The 21,284-nt window shown below is 72.7% G+C and carries 21 protein-coding genes; 14 read left to right on the forward strand and 7 right to left on the reverse strand.

The features are described from left to right. Window positions 1-12: 12 nt before the first annotated feature. Window positions 13-981: a YafY family protein gene (locus tag ABZV00_RS31525; RefSeq protein WP_355613002.1), complete on the reverse strand. Its 969-nt coding sequence runs from the start codon at window positions 979-981 to the stop codon at window positions 13-15. Between the two features lie 62 nt (window positions 982-1,043). Here ABZV00_RS31525 and ABZV00_RS31530 point away from each other — a divergent pair, with 62 nt between their 5' ends. The 3 genes from ABZV00_RS31530 to ABZV00_RS31540 are packed head-to-tail and all read left to right on the forward strand — an operon-like array spanning window position 1,044 to window position 4,094. Continuing rightward, window positions 1,044-2,177: an epoxide hydrolase gene (locus ABZV00_RS31530; RefSeq protein ID WP_355613004.1), complete on the forward strand. Its 1,134-nt coding sequence runs from the start codon at window positions 1,044-1,046 to the stop codon at window positions 2,175-2,177. A 5-nt stretch (window positions 2,178-2,182) separates the two neighbouring features. Then, on the forward strand, window positions 2,183-3,331 hold the full coding sequence (locus tag ABZV00_RS31535) for a winged helix DNA-binding domain-containing protein (protein WP_355613006.1): 1,149 nt from the start codon (window positions 2,183-2,185) through the stop codon (window positions 3,329-3,331). A 19-nt stretch (window positions 3,332-3,350) separates the two neighbouring features. Then, entirely contained in the window at window positions 3,351-4,094 is a 744-nt protein-coding gene (locus ABZV00_RS31540; protein WP_355613008.1) for a DUF2071 domain-containing protein, read from the forward strand. Window positions 4,095-4,158: 64 nt separating this feature from the next. Here ABZV00_RS31540 and ABZV00_RS31545 read toward each other — a convergent pair whose 3' ends face one another. Beyond that, complete coding sequence (locus ABZV00_RS31545) at window positions 4,159-5,136, reverse strand: aldo/keto reductase (protein ID WP_355613010.1); 978 nt, start codon at window positions 5,134-5,136, stop codon at window positions 4,159-4,161. 141 nt (window positions 5,137-5,277) lie between these two features. Here ABZV00_RS31545 and ABZV00_RS31550 point away from each other — a divergent pair, with 141 nt between their 5' ends. Together ABZV00_RS31550 and ABZV00_RS31555 are read left to right on the forward strand one after the other, a co-directional pair. Further along, entirely contained in the window at window positions 5,278-5,640 is a 363-nt protein-coding gene (locus ABZV00_RS31550) for a metalloregulator ArsR/SmtB family transcription factor (RefSeq protein WP_328415932.1), read from the forward strand. Further along, window positions 5,637-6,119, forward strand: a complete 483-nt coding sequence (locus ABZV00_RS31555) for an SRPBCC family protein (RefSeq protein WP_328415933.1) — start codon at window positions 5,637-5,639, stop codon at window positions 6,117-6,119. The genes ABZV00_RS31550 and ABZV00_RS31555 overlap by 4 nt, the downstream gene beginning before the upstream one ends. A gap of 23 nt (window positions 6,120-6,142) precedes the next feature. On the opposite strand, the gene ABZV00_RS31560 is transcribed toward ABZV00_RS31555, so the two are convergent. Continuing rightward, window positions 6,143-9,433, reverse strand: coding sequence for a BTAD domain-containing putative transcriptional regulator (locus tag ABZV00_RS31560; protein WP_355613012.1), 3,291 nt, complete (start codon window positions 9,431-9,433; stop codon window positions 6,143-6,145). A 196-nt stretch (window positions 9,434-9,629) separates the two neighbouring features. Between ABZV00_RS31560 and ABZV00_RS31565 the strand changes: the two genes are divergently transcribed. From ABZV00_RS31565 to ABZV00_RS31580, 4 genes are all read left to right on the forward strand, one after another. Further along, window positions 9,630-10,913 (forward strand): SGNH/GDSL hydrolase family protein, encoded by a 1,284-nt coding sequence (locus ABZV00_RS31565; protein ID WP_355613014.1) that lies wholly within the window; start codon window positions 9,630-9,632, stop codon window positions 10,911-10,913. 160 nt (window positions 10,914-11,073) lie between these two features. Beyond that, entirely contained in the window at window positions 11,074-11,676 is a 603-nt protein-coding gene (locus ABZV00_RS31570) for a dihydrofolate reductase family protein (RefSeq protein ID WP_355613016.1), read from the forward strand. 106 nt (window positions 11,677-11,782) lie between these two features. Next, the gene (locus tag ABZV00_RS31575; RefSeq protein WP_355613018.1) at window positions 11,783-12,544 is read left to right on the forward strand and encodes a maleylpyruvate isomerase family mycothiol-dependent enzyme; all 762 of its coding nucleotides are present in this window, start codon (window positions 11,783-11,785) and stop codon (window positions 12,542-12,544) included. Window positions 12,545-12,657: 113 nt separating this feature from the next. After that, complete coding sequence (locus ABZV00_RS31580) at window positions 12,658-13,521, forward strand: hypothetical protein (protein ID WP_355613020.1); 864 nt, start codon at window positions 12,658-12,660, stop codon at window positions 13,519-13,521. 101 nt (window positions 13,522-13,622) lie between these two features. Here ABZV00_RS31580 and ABZV00_RS31585 read toward each other — a convergent pair whose 3' ends face one another. From ABZV00_RS31585 to ABZV00_RS31595, 3 genes are read right to left on the reverse strand one after another with little or no spacing between them, the layout of a single operon-like run. Then, window positions 13,623-14,315 (reverse strand): GNAT family N-acetyltransferase, encoded by a 693-nt coding sequence (locus ABZV00_RS31585; RefSeq protein WP_355613022.1) that lies wholly within the window; start codon window positions 14,313-14,315, stop codon window positions 13,623-13,625. Beyond that, on the reverse strand, window positions 14,308-14,517 hold the full coding sequence (locus ABZV00_RS31590) for a DUF397 domain-containing protein (RefSeq protein WP_355613024.1): 210 nt from the start codon (window positions 14,515-14,517) through the stop codon (window positions 14,308-14,310). The genes ABZV00_RS31585 and ABZV00_RS31590 overlap by 8 nt, the downstream gene beginning before the upstream one ends. Continuing rightward, window positions 14,510-15,397 (reverse strand): helix-turn-helix transcriptional regulator, encoded by an 888-nt coding sequence (locus ABZV00_RS31595; RefSeq protein WP_355613026.1) that lies wholly within the window; start codon window positions 15,395-15,397, stop codon window positions 14,510-14,512. The genes ABZV00_RS31590 and ABZV00_RS31595 overlap by 8 nt, the downstream gene beginning before the upstream one ends. 170 nt (window positions 15,398-15,567) lie before the next feature. On the opposite strand from ABZV00_RS31595, the gene ABZV00_RS31600 reads away from it, so the two are divergent. The 4 genes from ABZV00_RS31600 (at window position 15,568) to ABZV00_RS31615 (ending at window position 17,325) form a co-directional block, all read left to right on the forward strand. Beyond that, window positions 15,568-15,798 carry a DivIVA domain-containing protein gene (locus ABZV00_RS31600; RefSeq protein ID WP_355613028.1) on the forward strand — a complete coding sequence of 77 codons (231 nt, stop codon included), beginning with the start codon at window positions 15,568-15,570 and terminating at the stop codon, window positions 15,796-15,798. After that, window positions 15,795-16,049, forward strand: coding sequence for a hypothetical protein (locus ABZV00_RS31605; protein ID WP_355613030.1), 255 nt, complete (start codon window positions 15,795-15,797; stop codon window positions 16,047-16,049). The genes ABZV00_RS31600 and ABZV00_RS31605 overlap by 4 nt, the downstream gene beginning before the upstream one ends. A gap of 94 nt (window positions 16,050-16,143) precedes the next feature. Further along, on the forward strand, window positions 16,144-16,698 hold the full coding sequence (locus tag ABZV00_RS31610; protein WP_355613032.1) for a hypothetical protein: 555 nt from the start codon (window positions 16,144-16,146) through the stop codon (window positions 16,696-16,698). 72 nt (window positions 16,699-16,770) lie between these two features. Further along, window positions 16,771-17,325, forward strand: a complete 555-nt coding sequence (locus ABZV00_RS31615) for a dihydrofolate reductase family protein (RefSeq protein WP_355613034.1) — start codon at window positions 16,771-16,773, stop codon at window positions 17,323-17,325. A 7-nt stretch (window positions 17,326-17,332) separates the two neighbouring features. Here the strand turns inward: ABZV00_RS31615 and ABZV00_RS31620 are convergent, their stop codons facing one another. Continuing rightward, window positions 17,333-20,371, reverse strand: a complete 3,039-nt coding sequence (locus tag ABZV00_RS31620) for a BTAD domain-containing putative transcriptional regulator (protein ID WP_355613036.1) — start codon at window positions 20,369-20,371, stop codon at window positions 17,333-17,335. Window positions 20,372-20,430: 59 nt separating this feature from the next. Between ABZV00_RS31620 and ABZV00_RS31625 the strand changes: the two genes are divergently transcribed. Further along, the gene (locus tag ABZV00_RS31625; protein ID WP_355613037.1) at window positions 20,431-21,186 is read left to right on the forward strand and encodes an alpha/beta fold hydrolase; all 756 of its coding nucleotides are present in this window, start codon (window positions 20,431-20,433) and stop codon (window positions 21,184-21,186) included. Window positions 21,187-21,284: the final 98 nt, after the last annotated feature.

The following is a 21,284-nucleotide window of genomic DNA, read 5'->3' on the forward strand; positions in this document are numbered from 1 at the left end:
GCTCCACCACGCCTACCCGGGCTGCGGGCCGGCCGCGCGGGTCGCCCGGCCGCCGATCCCGCGGAGGTACGCGATCAGCTCCGGTGGCTCGTGCACCTCGAACTCGCAGCCCAGGGTCAGCAGGCGCCACGCCAGCCAGTCCAGGGTGTCGGCGTGACTGCGCAGCCGGCAACTGGCGGCGTCGATCGGCTCCAGGTCGACCGGGGAGCCGCCGAGCGGGCCGGCCATCCGCTCGACCGGTGCGTGCAGGATCACCACCGCCCGGTAGACGGGCGTGAGCTCCAGCAGCTTCTCCGTCACGAACGCCGCGGCGTCGGTGGCCGGCAGCGGGCGGGGCGGGACACGCGTCCGGGTGGTCCGCTGCGCGCTGATCCGATCGACCCGGAACATCCGCCAGTCGCCCCGGTCGTTGTCGTAGCCCACCAGGTACCAGCGGCGGCCCGCCGACACCAGCTTGTACGGCTCGACCAGCCGCTCGCCGCCGACGCCGTCGCGCCGGCGGTAGGTGAACCGCAGTTGTTCGCGGTTGGTGACGGCGGCGGCCAGCGCGCTCAGGTGCTCGGGGTCGACCGTCGGTCGGCCCCAGGTGAGCAGCGGTTCGGTGGCCGCCCCCAGCGCGCTGACGCGGTGGCGCAGCCGGGACGGCAGCACCTGTTCGAGCTTCGCCAGCGCCCGCACCGAGGCCTCCTCGATGCCGACCACCGCGTGACCGGCGGCGGTACGCAGGCCAACCGCGATCGCCACCGCCTCCTCGTCGTCGAGCAGCAGCGGCGGCATCGCCGTGCCGGCGACCAGGCGGTACCCGCCGATCGCGCCCATCGTGGCCTGCACCGGGTAGCCGAGGTCGCGCAGCCGCTCCACGTCGCGGCGGATGGTGCGCAGGCTGACGCCGAGCCGGGTGGCCAGTTCGCTGCCGGGCCACTCGCGCGGGGTCTGCAACAGCGACAGCAGGCCCAGCAGTCGGGCGGGGGTGTCGGACATGGCTCCAGAATGCCAGCCATGTGTGTCAGAACCTGACCTACATGGGCCGTAGCGTGGCCGGCATGACGCCATTCCGCATCGACATCCCGCAATCGGACCTCGACGACCTGCGTGACCGGCTCTCCCGCACCCGGTGGCCGCGCTCGTTGCCCGGCACCGGTTGGAGCCGGGGGGTGCCGGTGGACTACCTCCGCGAGCTGGCCGAGTACTGGGCGAACGGTTACGACTGGCGGGCGCACGAGGCGCGGCTGAACGAGTTCCCGCAACTCGTCATCGAGATCGACGGGCTGGACGTGCACCTGCTGCACGTCCGCTCGCCGGAGCCGGACGCGCTGCCGTTGCTGCTGACGCACGGCTGGCCGAACTCCGTGGTCGAGTTCACCGAGCTCATCGGCCCGCTGACCGACCCGCGTGCCCATGGCGCGGACCCGGCGCAGGCGTTTCACGTGGTCGTGCCGTCGGTGCCCGGCTACGGTTTCTCGCAGGCGCCACCGGACGGGTTCACGGTCGACCGGGTCGCCCGGATGTGGGCCGAGCTGATGACCCGCCTCGGCTACCACCGCTACGGCACCCAGGGCGGCGACCTCGGTGCGTACATCGCGCCGGAGGTGGCGACGGTGGCGCCGGAGCAGGTGGTGGGCGTGCACATCAACGGCGGGTTCGGCTTCCCGACCGCCGCCGACGTACCAGGCATGACCGAGGCGGAACGCGCCGAGTGGGAGCAGATGCAGCAGTGGATGAGCGGCGGCGTGGACCATCACGCGCTGCTGCGGGCCGCGCCACAGACCTTCTCGTACGCCTGGACTGACTCGCCGGTCGGGCTGCTGGCCTGGATGATGCAGAAGTTCAAGGAGTTCACCATGACGGTTCCGACCCCCGAGCAGGCCATCGACCGGGACCACCTGCTCACCAACGTGAGCCTCTACTGGTTCACCGGCACGTCGGGGTCGTCCTCGTGGCCCATGTACGAGCGTCTCACACTGGCTGACGACGGCGGGTTCGCCTGGCCCAGGGGACAGCAGCGGGTGCCGTCCGGCGTGTACGGCGGCGGGTCCGCGCTGATGCGGCGCCTCGCCGAGCGGGACAACACCATCGTCCACTGGCCGGAGGGCAACCCGGGCAGCCACTTCGTGGCCATGGATGAGCCGTTGGCGCACGCGGCGGACATCCGTGCCTTCTTCGCGGGCCTGCGGTGACCGACGTGAGCTGGGCGCAGGTGTGCGCCCGGCGCCTGGAGCGGCACGCGCTCACGGCGGGGTCGACCGAGGCGGGATCCGAGCCGGCCGCGGACGCGGTCGCCGCCGTGGTGTCCGTGATGTGCGGGGCGCATGCCCAGGTCGCCGCCGCCGCCGAGTTGTCCGTCGGGCTACGGGTCCCGGGTGCCACCCGTACCCTGGTGCGCCAGGCAGTGTGGACGGACCGCACCGTGGTCAAGAGCCGCGGGCCGCGCGGGACCGTGCACCTGCTCGCCGCCGCAGACCTGCCGATGTGGACCGGCGCGCTGTCGGCGCTGCCGATCCCACCGCACGAGAAGAACCTGCTGACCACCGAGCAGACCGCGCAGGTGATCGGGGCCATCGCCGACGCCCTGGCCGAGGCCGAGCTGACCACCGCCGAGTTGACCGAGCAGGTGGTCGCTCGCACCGGTCCCTGGGCCGGCGAGCGGGTGATCGACGCGTTCCAGGACAAGTGGCCCCGGTGGATCGCCGCCATGGGGGCCGCAACCCGGAGCGGGGCCATCTGCTTCGGCCCCAACCGCGCCCGCGCCACCACGTACACCAGCCCGGCCCGCTGGTTGCCCGGGTTCGCCCCGATGGACGGCCCGGCCGCGCTAGCCGACCTCGTCCGGCGCTACCTGTACTCGTACGGGCCGGCCACCCCGGCGCAGTTCGCCCGGTGGCTGGCGGTACCCGCGCCGTGGGCGGTGAAGCTGTTCGAGTCACTGGACCTGGCGGCCGTGACGGTGGCGGGCACGCGGGCGTGGGTGGCGGCCGGTGACACCGACTTTCCGGACGACCGGCCGACCGGGTTGCGGTTGCTGCCCTACTTCGACGCGTACACCGTGGGTTGCCACCCGCGCGAACTGCTCTTCCCAGGGGCGGCCGCCGAGCGGGCACTGGCCCGAGGGCAGGCCGGCAACTACCCGGTGCTGCTGGTCGACGGCACGGTCGCCGGGGTGTGGCACCACCGTCGTTCCGGCCGCGCCATCCAGGTCACGGTCGAGCCGTTGCGGGCGCTCGGCGCCGGCCAACGGGAGGCGTTGGAGGAGCAGGTCGAGCGGGTCGGCCAGATCCTGGAAGGCACTCCGTCGCTGACCATCGGCACGGTGGCTGTCGGTCCGCACGCGTGAGCCAGGGCAGGATGACGGGGTGGACATCGAGCCGGTCGACTGCGAGCCCCAGCAGACGTTCCCCCGGGCCATCCTGCGGCAGCGCTGGGAGGATCTCACCTTCCTGCACTGGCCCGTCGCGCCGGAGCTCGTCGCGCCGCTGCTGCCTGCCGGCACCCGACCGGACACCCTGGACGGTGTCAGCTACGTCGGCCTGATCGGCTTCCGGATGGTCGGGCTGGGCCTCGGCCGGGGCCCGGGGGTGCCGTACTTCGGCACCTTCTGGGAGACCAACGTCCGGCTCTACTCGGTCGACGGCACCGGCCGGCGTGCGGTGGTGTTCCGGTCGCTCGACGCGTCCCGGCTGGTCCCGGTGCTGGTCGCCCGGGCGACGCTGCGGCTGCCGTACCTGTGGTCGTCGATGCGCCTGGACCGCGACGGTGACCGGCTCACCTATCGGTGCCGACGCCGCTGGCCCGGCCCGGCCGGGACGACGAGCCGGATGGCGGTCCGGGTGGGGGAGCGGATCGCCGACCCGACGCCGCTGGAGCACTTCGTCACCGCCCGCTGGGGGCTGCACACCCGGGCGTACGGGCGCACGCTGCACCTGCCGAACTGGCACCCGCGCTGGCCGCTGCACCGGGCCGAGCTGCTGCACCTGGACGACGAACTGGTCACCGCGGCCGGGCTGCCGGCGCCGGCCGGACCGCCGGTCAGCGTGCTGTATTCCCCCGGCGTCGGGGTCCAGTTCGGCCCGCCGGTCGTCGCAGGCCGGCCCGGCTGACCGGGGGCGGGCTGGCCGCCCGCTCCCCGGTCCCGCCGGCCGGCCCGTGACGAGGCGTCGAGCCTCAGTAACGGCCACCTTCGGGCGAGGGCAGGGCGTCGAGGTCGGCCAGGTCCTCGGCGCTGAGCCGCACGTCGCCGGCCGCGCTGTTGTCCACCAGGTACTTCGGGGTCTTGGTGCCGGGGATCGGAATGATGTAGCGGTCCTGGGCGACCACCCACGCGAGGGCGACCTGCGCGGGGCTGACCCCGGCCCGATCGGCGATCTCGCGGACCCGGCCGACGATGGCGAGATTGACGCGGAGCGCGTCCTGCTGGAATCGCGGCAGGCCACGCCGGAAGTCGTCGGTGGGCAGATCGTCGAACGAGGTGAACCGGCCGGCGAGGAAGCCTCGGCCCAGCGGGGAGAACGGCAGGAAGGCGATGCCCTGCTGGGCGCAGTACGGCAGCACCTCGGTCAACGGATCGCGCGTCCACAGCGACAGCTCCGACTGCACCGACGCCACCGGGTGCACCGCCTGGGCCCGCACGATCTGGGCCACCGTCACCTCGGACAGGCCGAGCTGTCGGGCCTTGCCCGCCGCCACGACCTCCGCCATCGCACCCCAGGACTCCTCGATCGGCACGTCGGGGTCGACCCGGTGCAGCTGGTAGAGGTCGACGTGGTCGGTGCCGAGCCGGCGCAGGCTGTCGTCGATCGCCGCGCGGATGTGCTCCGGGCGGCCGTTGTTGCCGATGGTCGGCGAGTTGCCGGGGCCACCGGTGGGGGATGTGACCACCAGCCCGACCTTGGTGGCCAGGACGGCCCGCTCCCGGTGGCCGCCGGCCAACGCCCGGCCGACCAGCTCTTCGTTGGTGTACGGCCCATATACGTCCGACGTGTCGATCAGGGTGGCGCCCAGGTCCAGCGCCTGTCGGATGACGGAGATCGACGTGTCGTCGTCCCGGGGGCCGGTGATGTCGTACCCGTGGCTCATGCCCATGCACCCGAGACCGATGACGCCGACCTCGGGGCCCGCACTGCCCAGCGTGGTGGTTCGCATGCGCCCTACGCTACGACCGGTTCCGATCTCCTGCGAACTGCCGAGCGGCGGGCCTCGATGGATCTTCGGTGGCCGGCGGCTGGCCGCGGCGTCATCACTTAGGGCTTGACCTAAGTGATGTGCGGTGGCATGGTTAGGCACATGGCTAAGCATGTGCGGGAGGGGAGCGGCCCGATCGATGCCGCTCTGGACGGCGTGTTCCACGCGCTGTCCGACCCCACCCGCCGCCAGGTCGTCGAGCGCCTCGGCCAGGGGCCGGCCACGACCAGCGACCTGGCTCGCCCGTTTGACATGGCACTGCCGTCGTTCACCCAGCACCTGAACGTTCTTGAGCGCTCCGGCCTGGTGACGTCGGAAAAGAAGGGCCGGGTGCGCACCTACCGGCTCGCGCCCCAGCCGCTCGAACGCCTCGACACCTGGCTCGCCGTGCAGCGCGCGCGGTGGACCCGGCGGCTCGACCAACTCGATTCGCTTCTCTACGACCTGAAGGAGCAGCAGCAATGACCGTCTACACCGTGAACCCGGAGCTCGACCTCGTCCTGGAGCGGACCGTCGACGTGGCGCCCGAGCTGGTCTGGCGGGCCTGGACCACCCCCGAGCTGCTCATGCAGTGGTTCACGCCGAAGCCCTGGTCGACCATCGCCTGCGAGATCGACCTGCAGCCCGGTGGCAGGTTCGACACCACCATGCGCTCGCCGGAGGGCGAGGAGTACCCGAGCAGCGGCTGCATCCTGGTGGCGGAAGAGGGCAGGACGCTGGTCTTCACCTCCGGCCTTGGCCCCGGTTTCCGCCCGCAGATCTCCGCGGACGGCTTCCCGTTCACCGCGGTCGTCCGGATGGAGCCGGCGGGCGCTGGCACGAGGTACACCGCCATCGCGATCCACGCCGACGCGTCGGCGAAGAAGTCGCACGAGGAGATGGGCTTCCACGAGGGCTGGGGCGCTGCGCTGGACCAGCTGGTCGACCTCATGAAGTCCCACTGATTGGCGCACGCCGCCGCGAAGGCCTAGCGGCGTAGGGCTGCTGGCCCCGACCGGTGCACGAGGTGGCGGATCTCCTCGGGCGACAGCCGCCGCCCCTGCTCGTGGGCGGCGGCGAAGTCGTCGTCACCCAGCCTCGCGCTGGCCGTCGCGGTTGCCCGCTCGACGTCGGCCCGGTCGGCCGGCGTCAACGCCAGTGCCGTCGCCTCACGCGCTGCCGCAGCCGCACCGAGCAGCCGGGCAGCGTCCTGTGGGCGGTCGCCACCGGCACCGGCAGCGGCTAGGCCGACCAGGACCTGCGCCAGGTCCTGGTCGGCACCGAGTTCCCGGGCGACATCGGCGGCACGCAGGTGCCAGGCCGTTGCCGTCGTCAGGTCGCCACGCAGCTCGGCCACGTACCCCAGCTCGACCAGGACCCCGGTCAGGTACAGGGGCCGCCCTGGCCCGTCCTGCTGCCGCTCGGCGGCTTCCAACAGATTCCGCAGGTGGGCTTCCGCGGTGTCGAGGCTGCCCTCCCGCCGCGCTGCGGCGGCGAGACACAGCTCCGCGAACACGATGCCGAGCGGTGAACCCTGCTCGGTGGCCAGCCGCAGCCCATGCCCGCAGAGCTGCCGCGCCGCCGGGTAGTCCCCCCGCTGCAGCGCCACCCAGCCGAGCCAACAGAGCTGGCCGGACATCTCGAACCAGAGCCCGAGGTCCTCCGCGACGCGCAGCCCTTCCCGGTACAGCTGGCTCGCCCGCTCGTAGTCGCCGGACATGGCCGCCTGGGCGCCGAGCCACTCCGTGACCTGCAACAGCCCCCACCGGTCGCCGAGCCGACGGAACTGCGCCGCGCTCTCCGCCCCGTCCTGCGCCACGGCCACCGCATCTCCCCGGATGTGCGCGTGCTTGGTCCGCAGGCTCAGCGTGGCGGCCACCCCCCACTCGTCTCCCAGCAGTCGCACGTCTGCCAGGACGCGGTCGAGCAGGGCACCGGTGTCCGCCACCGCACCGAGGTCGATCTCCGAGTAGGCGAGGAACCACTCGGCCCGGGCTCGGCTATGCGGGTCGTCGACCTCCTCGTACCGCTGGATGGCCGCGCGGTGGCGCGCCGGCCAGTCCGCTACGTCGCCCGACAGGAGCGAGAAGCCCAGGTGCCAGGCCGTGGCCCGGGCGGCCTGGGCGGCGGTGGCGGCCGGCGGGCAGCCCAGTGCTGCCCCGAGCCAGCGTCTGGCCTCGGCGAACCGGCCCCGCAGAAACCAGTACCAGCTCAGCGCATTGGCCAGTCGCAGCGCGAGGTCGCCGTCATGCTGGCGTACCGCCGCGTCCAGCGCCCCGCGCAGATTGGCGGATTCGGCGTCGAGTCGCCGCAGCCACCGTCGTTGGCCATGGCCGTGCAGCTCGTCGTGCGCCTGCTCGGCCAGGTCGGCGTGGTAGCGGTGGGCCCGTTCGCGGATGTGGCGCAGCTCGCCGGCGGCGTCCATCTGGCCCAAGCCGTAGGCGGCGACGGATTCCAGCAGCCGATAGTGCGGGACGCCGTCGCGTGGCGCGACGACAACCAGCGACTGGTCGACGAGGCGGGCCAGCAGATCCGCGACGATCGCGGCGGGCACGCCGTCGGGCGCGCAGACCGCTTGCACCGCGTCGATCCGACCGCCGTCGGCGTACGCGGCCAGCCGCCGCAACACCACCCGTTCCGGCTCGCTGAGCAGCTGCCAGCTCCAGTCCAGCATCGCCAGCAGCGTCCGTTGCCGAGGCGGTACGCCCCGGTGCCGGGCGCTCAGCAGCCGGAACCTGTCGTCGAGCCCGCCGACCAGGCCGGTCACGCCCAGCCCGCGGACCTGGGTGGCGGCCAGTTCGAGTGCCAGCGGGATCCCGTCCAGCCGACGACACAGGGTGGCGACAGCCACCGCGTTCTGCGCACCGAGCACGAAGCCACGGTCCGCCGCAGTCGCCCGGGCGACGAAGAGTCGCACCGCGCCGGACTGCTCCAGGGCGGCCAGGTCCGTTCCGACGGCGGGATCGGGCACCGGCAGTGGCGGGACGGCCCAGACCACCTCCCCGGCCAGGCCGAGGGGCTCCCGGCTGGTCGCCAGCACGTGCAGCCCCGGCGCCGCCCGCAGCAGCAGGGCGGTCAGCTCCGCGACCGGGTCCACCAGGTGCTCGCAGTTGTCCAGGACCAACAGCAGCCGTCGGTCGCTCAGGACGCGGCTGAGGCGCTCGACCGACGTGACCGGCGTGCCCGGCTCGGCAGCGTCCCGCACGTCGAGCACGGCCAGCACCAGGTCGGCCAGCGTGTCCAGTGTCTCCGGCGCGTCGGACCGGTCCAGGCCAGCCAGCTCGACGAACGACGCGCCGTCCGGGTACGTCGGCGTCCGGGCGTGGGCGACCTCCACGGCGAGCCGGGTCTTGCCGACGCCGCCAATGCCGGTGAGGGTGACCAGACGGTTGTGCTCCAGCGCCAGCCCCAGCTCGTCGACGGCGTCCTCGCGGCCGATCAGTTCGGTCAGCGCGGCCGGCAGGTTCGTTCGCACCGTGGCGGGCGGCGCCGCCACCGGGATGACCGAGCTGGCCGGTACGGGCGGTGCGGACAGCTCCGGATCGTGGGTGAGGATGGCCCGGTGCAGCGCCCCGACCTCCGGGCCCGGATCCAGCCCCAGCTCGTCACGGAGTTGGACGCGCAGCTCCTCGTAGCTGCTCAACGCCTCGAACTGCCGCCCGGCCCGGTACAGGGCGAGCATGTGGAGCGCGCGTGCGCGTTCCCGCAGTGGCTGCCGGGCCAGCAGGTCGCCGAGTTCACCGGCGGCCACGGCGTGCTCGCCCAGCGCCAGTCGGGCTTCGAGGCAGTCCTCCGTGGCGACGAGCCGTTGCTCCTCCAGGGCGGCGGCCGCGGCCCGGGTGAACGGCTCGTCGTGGAAGTCGGCGAAGGCCGGCCCCCGCCACAGCGCCAGTGCCGTCGAGAACAGCGCGACCCTGGACCGGACATCCTGCTCGCTGCGAGCCTGCGACACGAGCTGGTGGAAGCGGCCAGCGTCCACCTCGTCGCGATCGACCAGGATCCGGTAGCCGGGCGGCGGTGATCGCACCAGCTCCCGACCTCCGGACTCGGCGTCCGCCAGCACCCGGCGCAACTGCGAGACCTTGGCGGACAGGGCGCCGGCGGCGTTTGCTGGCGGAGTGTCGCCCCACAGGTAGTCGACGAGCCGATCCGCTGGCACCGGCTGCCCCTCGTGCAGCAGCAATGCGGCGAGCAGGGCCCGGACCTTCAGCCCCGGGACGGCGACCACGGCGCCGCCTGCGGTCCACACCGTCAACGGGCCCAGCACCCCGAACCGCATGGCGGCCAGGATACGGCCTCTGAGCTGCGCCGCGGGTACCGGCGCGCGGCCCATGATCCCCGGCCCTGCTCGCCCTGCGGCAGGTCACCGTAAAGAAACCGTAAAGCCCGCAGCGCAGGGTGGACGCACACCGGCCGATCGCCCCGATCCGGGCACCTCGGCCGGATCACCCGCCCACTCCTGAAGGGACATTCCCGTGTCGTCGTCGCCACGCCGCCTCCTCACCGCACTCGTTGCCCTGTTCCTGCTGGTACCCGCCATCCCGGCCGGCGTCGCGACCGCCTCGGAGCCAGCCCAGCGCCACCCCACCGCCGGCTGGTCGGCGGCCTGGTCGGCGGCCCACCACCATCCGGTGCCGGGCAACGACTGGGACGGTCCGAACTGGTCCGTCCAGGGCTTCAGCAACCAGTCGGTACGACAGGTGGTCCGGGTCAGCGCCGCCGGTTCCCTGCTACGGATCCGGCTGTCCAACCGGTACGGAAGCCAGCCACTGCGGCTGACCGGCGCCACCGTCGGCCGGCCCACGTCCGGGGCGGCGGTGCAGCTCGGCACGCTGCGTCCGGTCACCTTCGACCGCCGGTTGTCGACCACCCTGGCGCCCGGTACGGAGAAGACGTCCGACCCGGTGCTCCTGCCGGTACGGGCGCTGGAAGCATTGACCGTGACGCTGTACTTCGCCGGACCGACCGGCCCGGCGACCTTCCACCAGAGCGGGCTCACCACCACCTACCGCGCCCCGGGTGACCACCGTTTCGATCCCCACTCCGCTGCCTTCGCCGGTGAGACCAGCCAGTCCTGGTACCACCTTGCCGGAGTCGACGTGGCCGGCTCGCCGCGTACCCGGGGCACGGTGGTGACGTTCGGCGACTCGCAGACCGACGGCTACGGCTCCACTCCCGGCGCCGACAACCGCTACCCGGACCAGTTGGCCGAACGACTGGTCGCCGCCGGTCGCCCGCTCGCCGTGGTGAACGCCGGGATCAGCGGGAACAAACTGCTCGCCGACTCGCCCTGTTACGGCGAGCGGGGCGTCAGCCGGTTCCGGCACGACGTGCTCGGGCAGCCCGGCGTACGGACGGCGGTCGTCCTGATCGGCATCAACGACATCGGTGCCGGCGGCTACCCTGACTTCGGCTGCGGCGCCTCGCCGGTGGTGACCGCCGGCCAGCTCGTCAACGGCCATCGGGCACTGATCCAGGCCGCTCGGGCACGCGGGGTCACCGTCATCGGCGTCACGATGCCGCCGCTCAAGAACGCGACGGGTTACGACACCCCGGACAAGGAAGCGCTCCGAGACGAGCTGAACCGCTGGATCCGGACCAGTGGCGAGTACGACGCGGTCGTCGACCTCGACCGGATCCTCGCCGACCCGGCCGACCCGGACGCCCTGCGCCCGGCGTACGACCACGGCGACCACCTGCACCTCAACGACACCGGGGCGACCGCTGCCGCCGTCGCCGTCGCCGCGCAGATCCGCTGAGCGCATGTCACCGGACCGAAGGGACCTGGACGCGCGCTGATCGTCGGTTGGACCTGGGCGGAAAAGAATGTCGGGCGGTGTGTCGAGCACCGGGGTGCCGGCTTCGACCACAGGATGAGGGCCGGGTGCGCCGGGCCGACCGAGACCAAGGAGTGGACCGATGACGAAGGTGACGACCGGGGCGACGATGTCGTTGGACGGCTACATCGCGGACCCGTCCCACGGGGGCTTCGAGTACCTGTTCCAGTGGTACGAGAACGGCGACGTCGAGACGCCGACGGCCACCCCCGAACTGACGTTCCGGACCTCCGCCGTGAGCGCGCGACACATCCGCGATCTCACCGAGCGGACCGGGGCGCTGGTCGTCGGTCGACGGCTCTTCGACATGACCAACGGGTGGGGCGGCCGGCATCCGTTGGACGTGCCCGTCGTGGTCGTCACGCACAGCGTGCCGGACGGTTGGGAACCGGAGAACGACTCGTTCGTCTTCGTCACCGACGGCATCGAGAGCGCCATCGAGCGGGCGAAGACGATCGCCGGCGACAAGGAGGTCGGGGTCAACGGCGGCACGATCGCGACCCAGGTCATCCAAGCCGGCCTGCTCGACGAGGTGCACGTCGACCTCGTCCCGGTCCTGCTCGGTGACGGTATCCCGCTCTTCGCCGACCTGAAGATCGCGCCGCTCCAGCTTGACGGGCCGATCAGCGTCGTCGAGGGCACCGGGGTCACCCACCTGGCCTACCGGGTACGCCCGACGGCCTGACCAACTCGGACGGGCGGCCCGGACCGGGCCGCCCGTCCGCCTGTCCCGCCTGGTCCGGGCGGGTGGTGCCCCCTACGAATCCGTACCGTGTGCTGAACTGTCCGGCATGGAGCCTTCCCGATTCCTCGGCTGCCTCACGGACGACTTCGCCCGGCTGCGCGCCGTCGCCTCCATCGACCCCACCGCGGCGGTGCCCAGTTGCCCCGGTTGGAGTGTCGCCGACCTGACCCACCATGTCGGCGAGGTCTACCTCCACAAGACCCTGGCCATTCGCGAGGGTGCCGAGCCCGAGCCGTGGCCGCCCGCCGACCTTGCGGCCGAGGAGCCGATGGCGCTGCTCGACCGGGCGTACGTTGGGCTGCTGGCCGAGTTCGCGGCCCACGAGCCGCAGGACGGGGCTGGCTCCTGGTACGCGCCGGGCCAGACCGTCGGGTTCTGGATCCGACGGATGGCGCAGGAGACGGTCATCCACCGCATCGACGCCGAGTTGGGCGTCGGTGCGCCGGTCGCGCCCGTTCCGGACGACCTCGCCGTTGACGGCATCGACGAGCTGCTCAAAGTGTTCGTGGAGTATTCGGTGGCCGAGTGGGCCAGCGCCTTCAGCGAGATCCTGGCCGACTCGCCGGGCTGGACGTACACGGTGCGCACCGACGGCGGGGCGTGGTCGGTGCGTACCGGGCGGGGCCTGCTCCGCGTGACCGACGGCGCGGCCAACGCCGCCGACGTGACCGTGAGCGGCCCGCCCACGGCGCTGCTGCGCTGGCTGTGGGGCCGGGAGTTGGTCGGCGAGCCGAGCGGCGTCACCGTCGATGGCCCACCCGAGGCGATGGCCCCGTTGCGCCGCTGCATCGTGACCGCAACCCAGTGAAGACTCGCTGCCCGGAGTGAAGCCGGGTGTGCCGCCGTCGCCATAGAATCGATGATGTTCACTGTTAGCGGCGAGGGCGTCACGGGTGGCTACCGCGGAGGGCGGTGCGGGAGATGGGACCGGACGAGCGGGAACGGCTGTTCGAGCGGGCGCGGGAGCACTCGACGCGGCAGGACACCTGGGCGGAGGCGGACCGGCTGTGGATTCAGGTCATCGACGCCTACCGGCAGGCCGTGCAGGGTCCGGGTCGGGTGGACCGGCGCGATCAGCAGCAGTTGGCCCGGGCGCTGTGGCGGCGCGGGATGCTGCTGTCCGCGCGTGGTCGGGCCGCCGACGGGATGGCCCCTGGCGGTGAGGCGGTCACCACCTTCGAGCGGGTGAACGACGCGGTGGCAGCCGAGGGTGGGAACGTGGCCGACCCGCCACGGGACGAGGCGCTCGCGGAGCTGATCACCGCGCTGGTGGACCTGGCGGAGGTCGCGTTCGCCGCCGGGCAGCCCACCACCCGGCTGGAGCTGGTGGAGCGGGCTGTGGCGGTGGGGCTGCTCACCGGCTCTCCGCCCTCCGCAGGGCCGCGTACCAGGGAGGCGATGGGCACGGCCTACCACAACCAGGCGACCTCGTTGCTGCACCGGGCCGTCACGCGGCCCGCCTCGGACGACAGCATCCGGGAGGCGGCGCTCGCCGCGTCGCGGGCCTGCGAGCTGCGCCAGGGGCTGCTCGACCCGCTGCGCCCGCTCAGTCTCTGGGAGATGGCCAACACCTACGGGGTTTACGCGCAGTGCCTGGCGCTGATCCGCGACTTCGACCGCGCCGAGATGGTGCTGGGGCTCGGCATCCGACTGGTGGAGCTGCTGGGGCCGGCCGGCGAGCAGCCCGCCCTGAAGCTGCGCGTGGCGGCCGAGATGGTGGTCCGGGAAAAGGCGACGTCACAAGGCTCGGCCGGTCCGCGTCGCTGGGGGTGGCGGCGGCGTTGACCCCGGTCCCGCTGGTCGACGGGGAGCGGACCGGCGGGGGTGGTCGTGGTCCGGTGAGCGTGATACCTCAAGGTCATATTCATACCTGTGAGATATCGCGCTCAATCCCGCACGGCGTCCATGCCGGTCAGTGCGCCGGAAGGGGCGACCGCCGCCGCTGGCCCCGCGTCGTCGGCGAAGTCGATCCGCATCACGACCCGCCGCAGGGTGGGGTGGCTGACCTCCTTGAACCCGGCGTCCTCGAAGATCTGCCGCACCCCCACGTGCGCCTCACCCCAGGTGATCTGCTTGCCCGCCTCGGCGAGCATCGGGTACGCCTCCAGCGACCGGGCGCCGCGCTTTCGCGCGAAGTCGACCGCGGCGCGGGCCAGGGGATAGGTGAGGCCGCGACCCCGGAAGCCCTTGCGGACCACCAGGCAGGTCACCGCCCAGACCCCGTCGTCGTCCCTGTCCTCGTCGCGGCCGAGCCAGGGAACCCGCTGGTTGCGCAGCTTCGGGTACGCCGTCCGCGGCTCCACCGCCACCCAGCCCGCCGGGTGGTCATCGAGGTACGCGACCAGTTTACTGGTGGTCGGGGCATCCGGCTCGCCACAGCTCGTCTTCTCCCGGAACGACGCGACGCGCTCCTCCGGGGTGGAGGCCCGCCACAACCAGCCCGGGACCTTGAACCACTGGCACTGGCACCGGCCCGCGTCGGCGCTGCCGAGAATCTCCTGGAGGTCGTCCCACGATGCCTCGTTGGCCGGCACGATCCGGAGGTCCCGGTCGGCGATCGGAGCCTGGCGGTCAGCCAATCGAATGCCGTCCCGAGGCGCTGACGGCCACGACGAATGCCGCCCACGTGTCCGGGGTGAAGGCGAGCGACGGACCGGCAACGTGCTTGCTGTCGCGCACGGCGACGACGCCGGGGAGGTTGGTGGCGACCTCGACGCAGGCGCCGCCGTTGTCGCCGCTGCGGGTGCTCTTGCGCCAGACGGCGCCGGTCAGGTCAGTCATGCCGTATCTCCCCGGTGATCCTTTTGATCATGTCTTTCGATTCTGCCTCGTGAAGCGAGAGCGAATCCAGTCCTCGCCACACTCGTTCGTAGGCGGCCAACTCGTCGGGCTTGTCGAGGTACAGCGCACCGGTCAGCGACTCGCTGTAGACGACCGATGGTTCCGGTACGGCCCGGCCGCCATTGCCGGGCGGAAAGTCGAGGATCATGAAGGTTCCGGCCACCGCCCCGGGCTGCGGGCCGGCCGCCAGCGGCAGCACGCGGACGGACACGGTCGGCAGCTCGGCCAGCTTCAGGACGTGGTCGAGCTGCGCGGCCATTGTGGTCTGACCGCCGACCGTGCGACGGAGCACCGCCTCGGACAGCACCGCCTCAAGCCGGGGAGCAGCGGGAAGCCGGCGGGTGAGCGACGCCTGCCGCTGTAGCCGCACCTCGACGGCCTGCTCTCGCTCGTCGTCGCTGAGCATCCGTCCCAGGCGGAAGAGAGCATCGGCGTATGCCCGCGTCTGCAAGATCCCGGGGATCAGCGATTCGTCGTACCCCCTCAGGCGGGACGCGGCGGATTCCAGGCCCACGTACAGCTCGAACCAGCTCGGCACCGCGTCGCCGTAGGCGTGCCACCAACCCTTGGACTTCGTCTCGACGGCGAGCCCGCGCATCGCCTCGGTCATCTCCGGCGAGACCCCGTACAGGTCGCACATCGCCTTGACGTCGAGCACCCGGACCGAGCCGGTGCCGCACTCGATGCGCCAGATCTTCTGTCGGCTGTACTCCAACGCCTCCGCGGCGGCGTCGAGCGTCACCCCGGCCTCGTTGCGGTACTGCCGCAGCAGCCGCCCGAGCTGCCGACGCGGCACGGTCGATCCGATGTCCTCGGCCATCCGCACACTCCCTGATTCCATGTCGCAACGCTGCGTTACGCGTTCTCGCAACACGTACGCGGTGCAGGAAAGAAAGTCAATGCACAACGGGGAAATTGCGGTGTAGGAAGTTGCGTCTTCGCTGCGCACGGTCACAGGATGACCACAGGCGACCAGGAAGGCGGCCCGACGTGAGTATCCGTCACCAACGACCACACTCGACGTACCCCGGCCTGCTGCCGTGGCAGGTGGGCGAGCGCCGCTTCCCGACCGCCCGGCTCGGGCGCCGCGGCCTCGACCCCGCCGAGGTGTACGCCTGGCTCGACCGCGTCGCCGTCGACATGGCCGCGCTGCACGCGGCCCTCGCCGAGAGCCGCCGGGAGGTCGCGCGTCTGCGGCTCGCGCAGGGTCGGCGGCGATGAGCCGGCGGTACGTCGTCCATCTGCCGGTCGTCGCCTCCGACCTGGCCGCCGCGCAGCGCCTGGCCCGAGTCATCGGCCGCTGGCTGACCCCGCTGCCGATGACGGACCCGGGGGAGACCACGGTGTCCGAAGAAGACCAGCAGTTCCTGCGCCACCGCGTCTTCTGCGACCTCCTGCTGCCCGGCGGCCGCCGCCGCTGCCTGCTCCGTGCCGACCATGACGGCCCGTGCTCGCGTCGCTTGCGTCGCTGAACGTGGTCGCTGACGGGCCGGCCACCGCCGCCTTGGTCAGCCGGCGCCCCGCCGTGACCGCGACCACCTCCGGCTCAGGCGTTATCCTGCGCCGGTGGAGGTCACGGCGGAGGGCGAGCGGTTGGCCGCCGACCTGGGCCGCTGGCTGGACGACCTGACCTTCGTCGACCTGGACACCGACGAGGTCACCGCGAGGGTGATCGAGTCGGTGGTGCGGTGGGCCGAGGCCCAGGGCTGGCGGGTCTACCGGCGCGCGCCCAGCGTCCTGCCGTTGCCACCGCCGCTGGAGCAGCGGCACTCCGTCCTCGACGTGGCGTGCGCCCGCCCCGACGGCCCGCCGGTGGTGATCGAGGTCGACCACACGGACCGGGCCCGGACGGTGCAGAAGCTGCGGGCGGAGGCGGATGCCGGCCACATCCCGATCTGGGTGCGGTGGGGAGTGGGCCGTTTCACCGCGCCGCCACCGCCGGTGCGGATGGTGACCTGCGAGGTGACCCGGCGCGCCGGGCCGGCCGGACGCGGGCGACTGCACAGCCGCACCGGCGACCGCCCCGCGCCGGCGCACTCGGTCGGTGGCGGCACGGCGGCCGCGCAGGCGTTGCCCATCCCGCTGACCGACCCGGTTACGGACGCGGGTAAGGGCACCTGAAGCGAATCGTAAGCGGGACCCGACAGAGTTCTGGGTGTCACCGAGAGCACCACCGACAACCAGGAGATCCCGATGCGCAAGCTCATCAACTCGACCTACATCACCCTCGACGGCGTCATCGAGAACCCCATGTGGACCTCGCCGTACTTCGAAGAGGAGGCCGCCAGCCTCGCCGGCGAACAGACCAACGCAGCGGACGCGATGCTGATGGGCCGGGCCACCTACGACGGCATGTCCGTCGCCTGGCCGAGCATGGACGAGAACGACCCGACCACCGGCGCGGCGTACTTCAACAACGTCAAGAAGTACGTCGCCTCGACCACCCTGACCAACCCCACCTGGAACAACACGGAGGTGCTCCAGGGCGACCTGGTCGAGGCGGTCACCAAGCTCAAGGCCCAGGAGGGCAAGGACATCATCCAGTACGGCTACGGCTCGGTCACCGCGCAGTTGGTCCGGGCGGGCCTGGTGGACGAGGTCCGGTTCTGGATCCACCCCGTGCTGGAGGGCGGCCCCAGCCTGACGACGCCGCTGACGGACATCAAGGCGTCGTTCGAGCTGATCGACACCCGGGTGCACAAGAACGGCGTGATCATCGCCTCGTACCGGCCGAAGACGGCCGGCTGACCACCGATCAGAGCTGAGCCCGGGCCTCGCCCGGGCTCAGCTTCGCGCCCTCGGCGACCAGCGCGTCGAAGCGTTCCCGCCCCAGGGCGGCCAGCACGCGTGCTGCCACCCGGTCGGTGTCGTCGCGTTCCGCCGGGGCGGCCGGGGCCTGCGCGGCGAGCCGAGCGGCGGCCGCGGCGCCCAGCAGTCGGGCGGCGACCTCCGGGGAACGCACCGCCGACGCCATCCCCTCCAGGGTGTTGACGGCGTCCCGTGGGGTTGCGATCGCCACGGCGGCCTCGAACGCCTCGATGTGCAGGGCCAGCGCGGCATCCGGGTCGCCACCCTGCTCGACCGCGTAGCCCAGCTCGACCAGGATCATCGGCAGGTAGAGCGCGGGCTGAGTCTCCGCGCGGCCCTGTTCGACGAGGTGGGTGAGGTGGGCGACGGCCACGTCGAGCTTGCCGTCGCGGCGGGCGGCCATCCCGAGGCTCATCTCCGCGAAGACCAGCGCACTGGGTGAGGCCTGCTCCACCGCGAGCTGGTACGCGCGCTCGGCCAGCTCCCGGCCCTGCGCGTAGTCGCGGGTCTGCACCGCCAGCCAGGCCAACCAGGACAGCTCGCTGCACACCTGCGGCCACAGCGCCAGCTCCTCCGCCCAGCGCAGCCCCTCCCGGTGCAGGGCGGCGGCGCGCTCATGCTCGCCGCGCATGTCGGCCAGCCCACCCACCCACTCGGTCGCCTGGAGCCGGCCCCACCGGTCGCCGATGCTGGCGAACAGCGCGGCGCTGCGGGTCGCGGCGTGCTCCAGTGCTGCCTGGTCACCGTTGGCGTGCGCGATCTTGGCCCGGGAGCTGAGCACCGCGGCCTCGGTCCACGGGTCGGCGACGGCGGTGGGCAGCAGCTCCGATGCCAGGGCCAGGTCGCTGTGGTCGATCACCGCGGTGGCCGCGAACCAGGCGCCGCGCCCGTCCGGGTCGCCAGCCAGCGCGGCCCGGAGCTCGGCCGGCACGATCGGGTCGCCCTGCAACAGCGCGAAACCGACCCGCCAGGCCGCGGCGCGGGACTCGTGCTCGGGGTCGGGCATCGCCAGCGCCTGCCGCGCCTCGGTGAGCCGGCCACGCAGATACCAGTACCAGCTCAGCGCGATGGCCAGCCGCAGCCCGCCGCCGTGGACCAGCGCCGACCGCAGGTTCGCCGTCTCCGCGTCCAGCAGCGCCAGCCACCGCTGCTGGTCGCCGCCGCGCAGCAGCGGATCGGCGCGTTCGGCCAGCTCCGTGTAGTACGCGGCGTGCCGCCCGCGTACCTCTTCGGCGTCGGTCAGCCGGTCCAGGCAGAAGGCGGCAACCGATTCGAGCAGCCGGTAGCGAGGCCCCACGCCGGAGTCGTCCAGCACCACCAGCGACCGGTCGACCAGCCGGGCCAGCGTGTCCAGATCGGTCCGGCAGACCTGCTCAGCGGCCTCCGGGGTACAGCCGTCACTGAACACCGCGAGCCGGGCCAGCACCAGCCGGTCGGTCTCGTCCAGCAGGTCCCAGCTCCAGCCGATCACCGCGGTCAACGTCCGTTGCCGCGGCGGCACGTCCCGCTGCTGGGTGGTGAGCAACCGGAACCGGTCGTCGAGCCGGTCCACCACGCCCAGCACGCCCAGGGAGCGCACCCGGGTCGCGGCCAACTCCAGCGCCAGCGGCAGCCCGTCGAGGCGGCGGCAGAGCTGGGCCACGGCGGGCGCCGTCCGCCCGTCGAGGCGGAAACCGCGCTGCTGCGCGGCGGCGCGGGCGGCGAACAACCGGGCCGCCGCCGAGCGCCGGACCGCGTCCAGGTCGCCGTCCTCCGGCACGGACAGCGGGGGTACCTCCCAGAGCAGCTCCCCGGTGAGACCCAGCGGCTCCCGGCTGGTGGCCAGCACGCTCACCCCGGGCGCATCCCGCAGCAGCCGGGCCACCAGCTCGGCGACCGGCTCGATCACGTGCTCGCAGTTGTCCAGCACGAGCAGCAGTTGTCTGTGGCACAGCGCGGCGGCGAGCCGATCGGCGGCCGACAGGCTCGTGCCGGCGCTCTCGCGGGTGTCCAGCGCGCCGAGCACCTGCTCGGCGACGCGCGGGTCGCCGGCCGGCAGCGGGGCCAACTCGACCAGTTGGACGCCGTCCGGCAGGGACTGCGAGCGGGCCGCCTCGGTGGCCAGCCGCGTCTTGCCGACACCACCCGGCCCGACCAGCGTGACCAGCCGCTGCCGGGGCAGCAGGGTACGCAGCTCGGCCAGCGCCTCGGCCCGGCCGACCAACTCGTCGAGCTGGGCCGGCAGGCTGTTGCGGATGATCGCGGCCTTCGGCGGCGCGCTCAGACCGGCGTCCTGTTCGAGGATCTTGCGGTGCAGGGCGACCAGCTCCGGCCCCGGGTCGAGGCCCAGCTCGTCGGCGAGCCGGTCGCGCAGGTCGGCGTAGCTGTCCAGCGCCTCGGACTGGCGGCCGGCCGCGTACAGCGCGCGGAGCTGCACCGCCCGCAGGCCCTCTCGCAGCGGGTGCCGGGAGACCAGCTCCGCGAGGTCGGCGGCGGCCAGGTCGTGCTCGCCCCGGGCCAGCCGGGCCTCGGCCAGCCGCTCGTGCACGGCGAGACGCTGCTCGGCCAGCCGGGTGACCTCCGCGCGGACGAAGTCCGCGTCGGCCACGTCGGCATACGCGTCGCCACGCCACAGCGCGAGGGCCTCGGTCAGCCGGTCGACGTCGGTGCACCGGGTCAGCTCGGCGAACCGGTCGGCGTCCACCCCGCCGGCCCGCAGCAGGTACCCGGGTGACCGGGACTCGACCAGCTCCCGGGCGCCCGGCTCGGCGTCGTTGAGCGCCTTGCGCAGTTGGGACACCCGCACCTGAAGGGCGCCGGTGGCGTTAGCGGGGGCGTCCCCGCCCCACAGGTCGTCGATGAGGCGGTCCGCCGAGACCACCTGGTTGCGGTTGGTCAGCAGGTCGGCCAGCAGTGCCCGTACCTTGGTGCCGGGCACCACCACCGGCTCGCCGGCGTCGGTGGTGACGGCGAGCGGCCCGAGCACCCCGAACTGCACGGCGATCATCCTAACGGCGGTAAGGCGACCTGAAGTCGGCCGTAAGCGCCCCGGCGCACCGTGTGGGCATGGACATCCACCACGAAGAGCACGGCAACGGCGAGGGCCGCCCCCTGGTGCTGATCCACGGGGCGCTCTCCGGCATCGGCACCTCGTTCGGCGCGATCCTGCCGATCCTGGCGAAGACCCGGCGGGTGATCGCCGTCGAGTTGCAGGCGCACGGTCGCACACCGGACCTCGATCGTCCGCTGACCGTGGAGCACTTCGCCACCGACGTGGTCGAGCTGCTGGACCGCCTCGGCGTCGGGCGGGCGGACGTGTTCGGCTGGAGCATGGGCGCGGCGGTGGGGCTGCGCCTCGGCACCGATCACGCCGACCGGGTCGGACGGCTGGTGCTCGCCTCGGTGAGCTTCGACGACGCCGGCCTGCACCCGGGGCTGCTCGACGGAATCCAGGACCTGCAACCGGAGCACCTGCACGGCTCGGAGTTCCACGAGGAGTACCTGCGGAGCGCGCCGGACCCGGCGGGCTGGGCCAACCTGGTCACCAAGATGAAGGTGCTGGACGCGAACCTGCCGCAGTGGACCACCGAGCAGATCCGAGCGCTGGCCGCGCCCACGATGATCGTGCTGGCCGACGCGGACATCGTTCAGCCCGAGCATGCGGTGCGGATGTTCCGGCTGCTCGGCGGCGCGGTGCCCGGCGACCTGACCGGCCTGCCGGGGTGCCGGCTGGCCATCCTGCCCGGCACCACCCACACGATGATCCCGCAGCGCGCCGACTGGCTGGCCCCGATGATCGACGAGTTTCTGGACGAGGTCTAGCTACAACGCCGTTCAGTTAGGCGGCTGGTGTGGGTGTCAAGGGTCGGGGATGACGATGTCGATGCTGGTGGTGGCTTGATAGCTGCGGCGGTCGATGG

Origin of the sequence: Micromonospora sp. NPDC005173 (genome assembly GCF_040608515.1) — a bacterium.
GTDB lineage: Bacteria > Actinomycetota > Actinomycetes > Mycobacteriales > Micromonosporaceae > Micromonospora.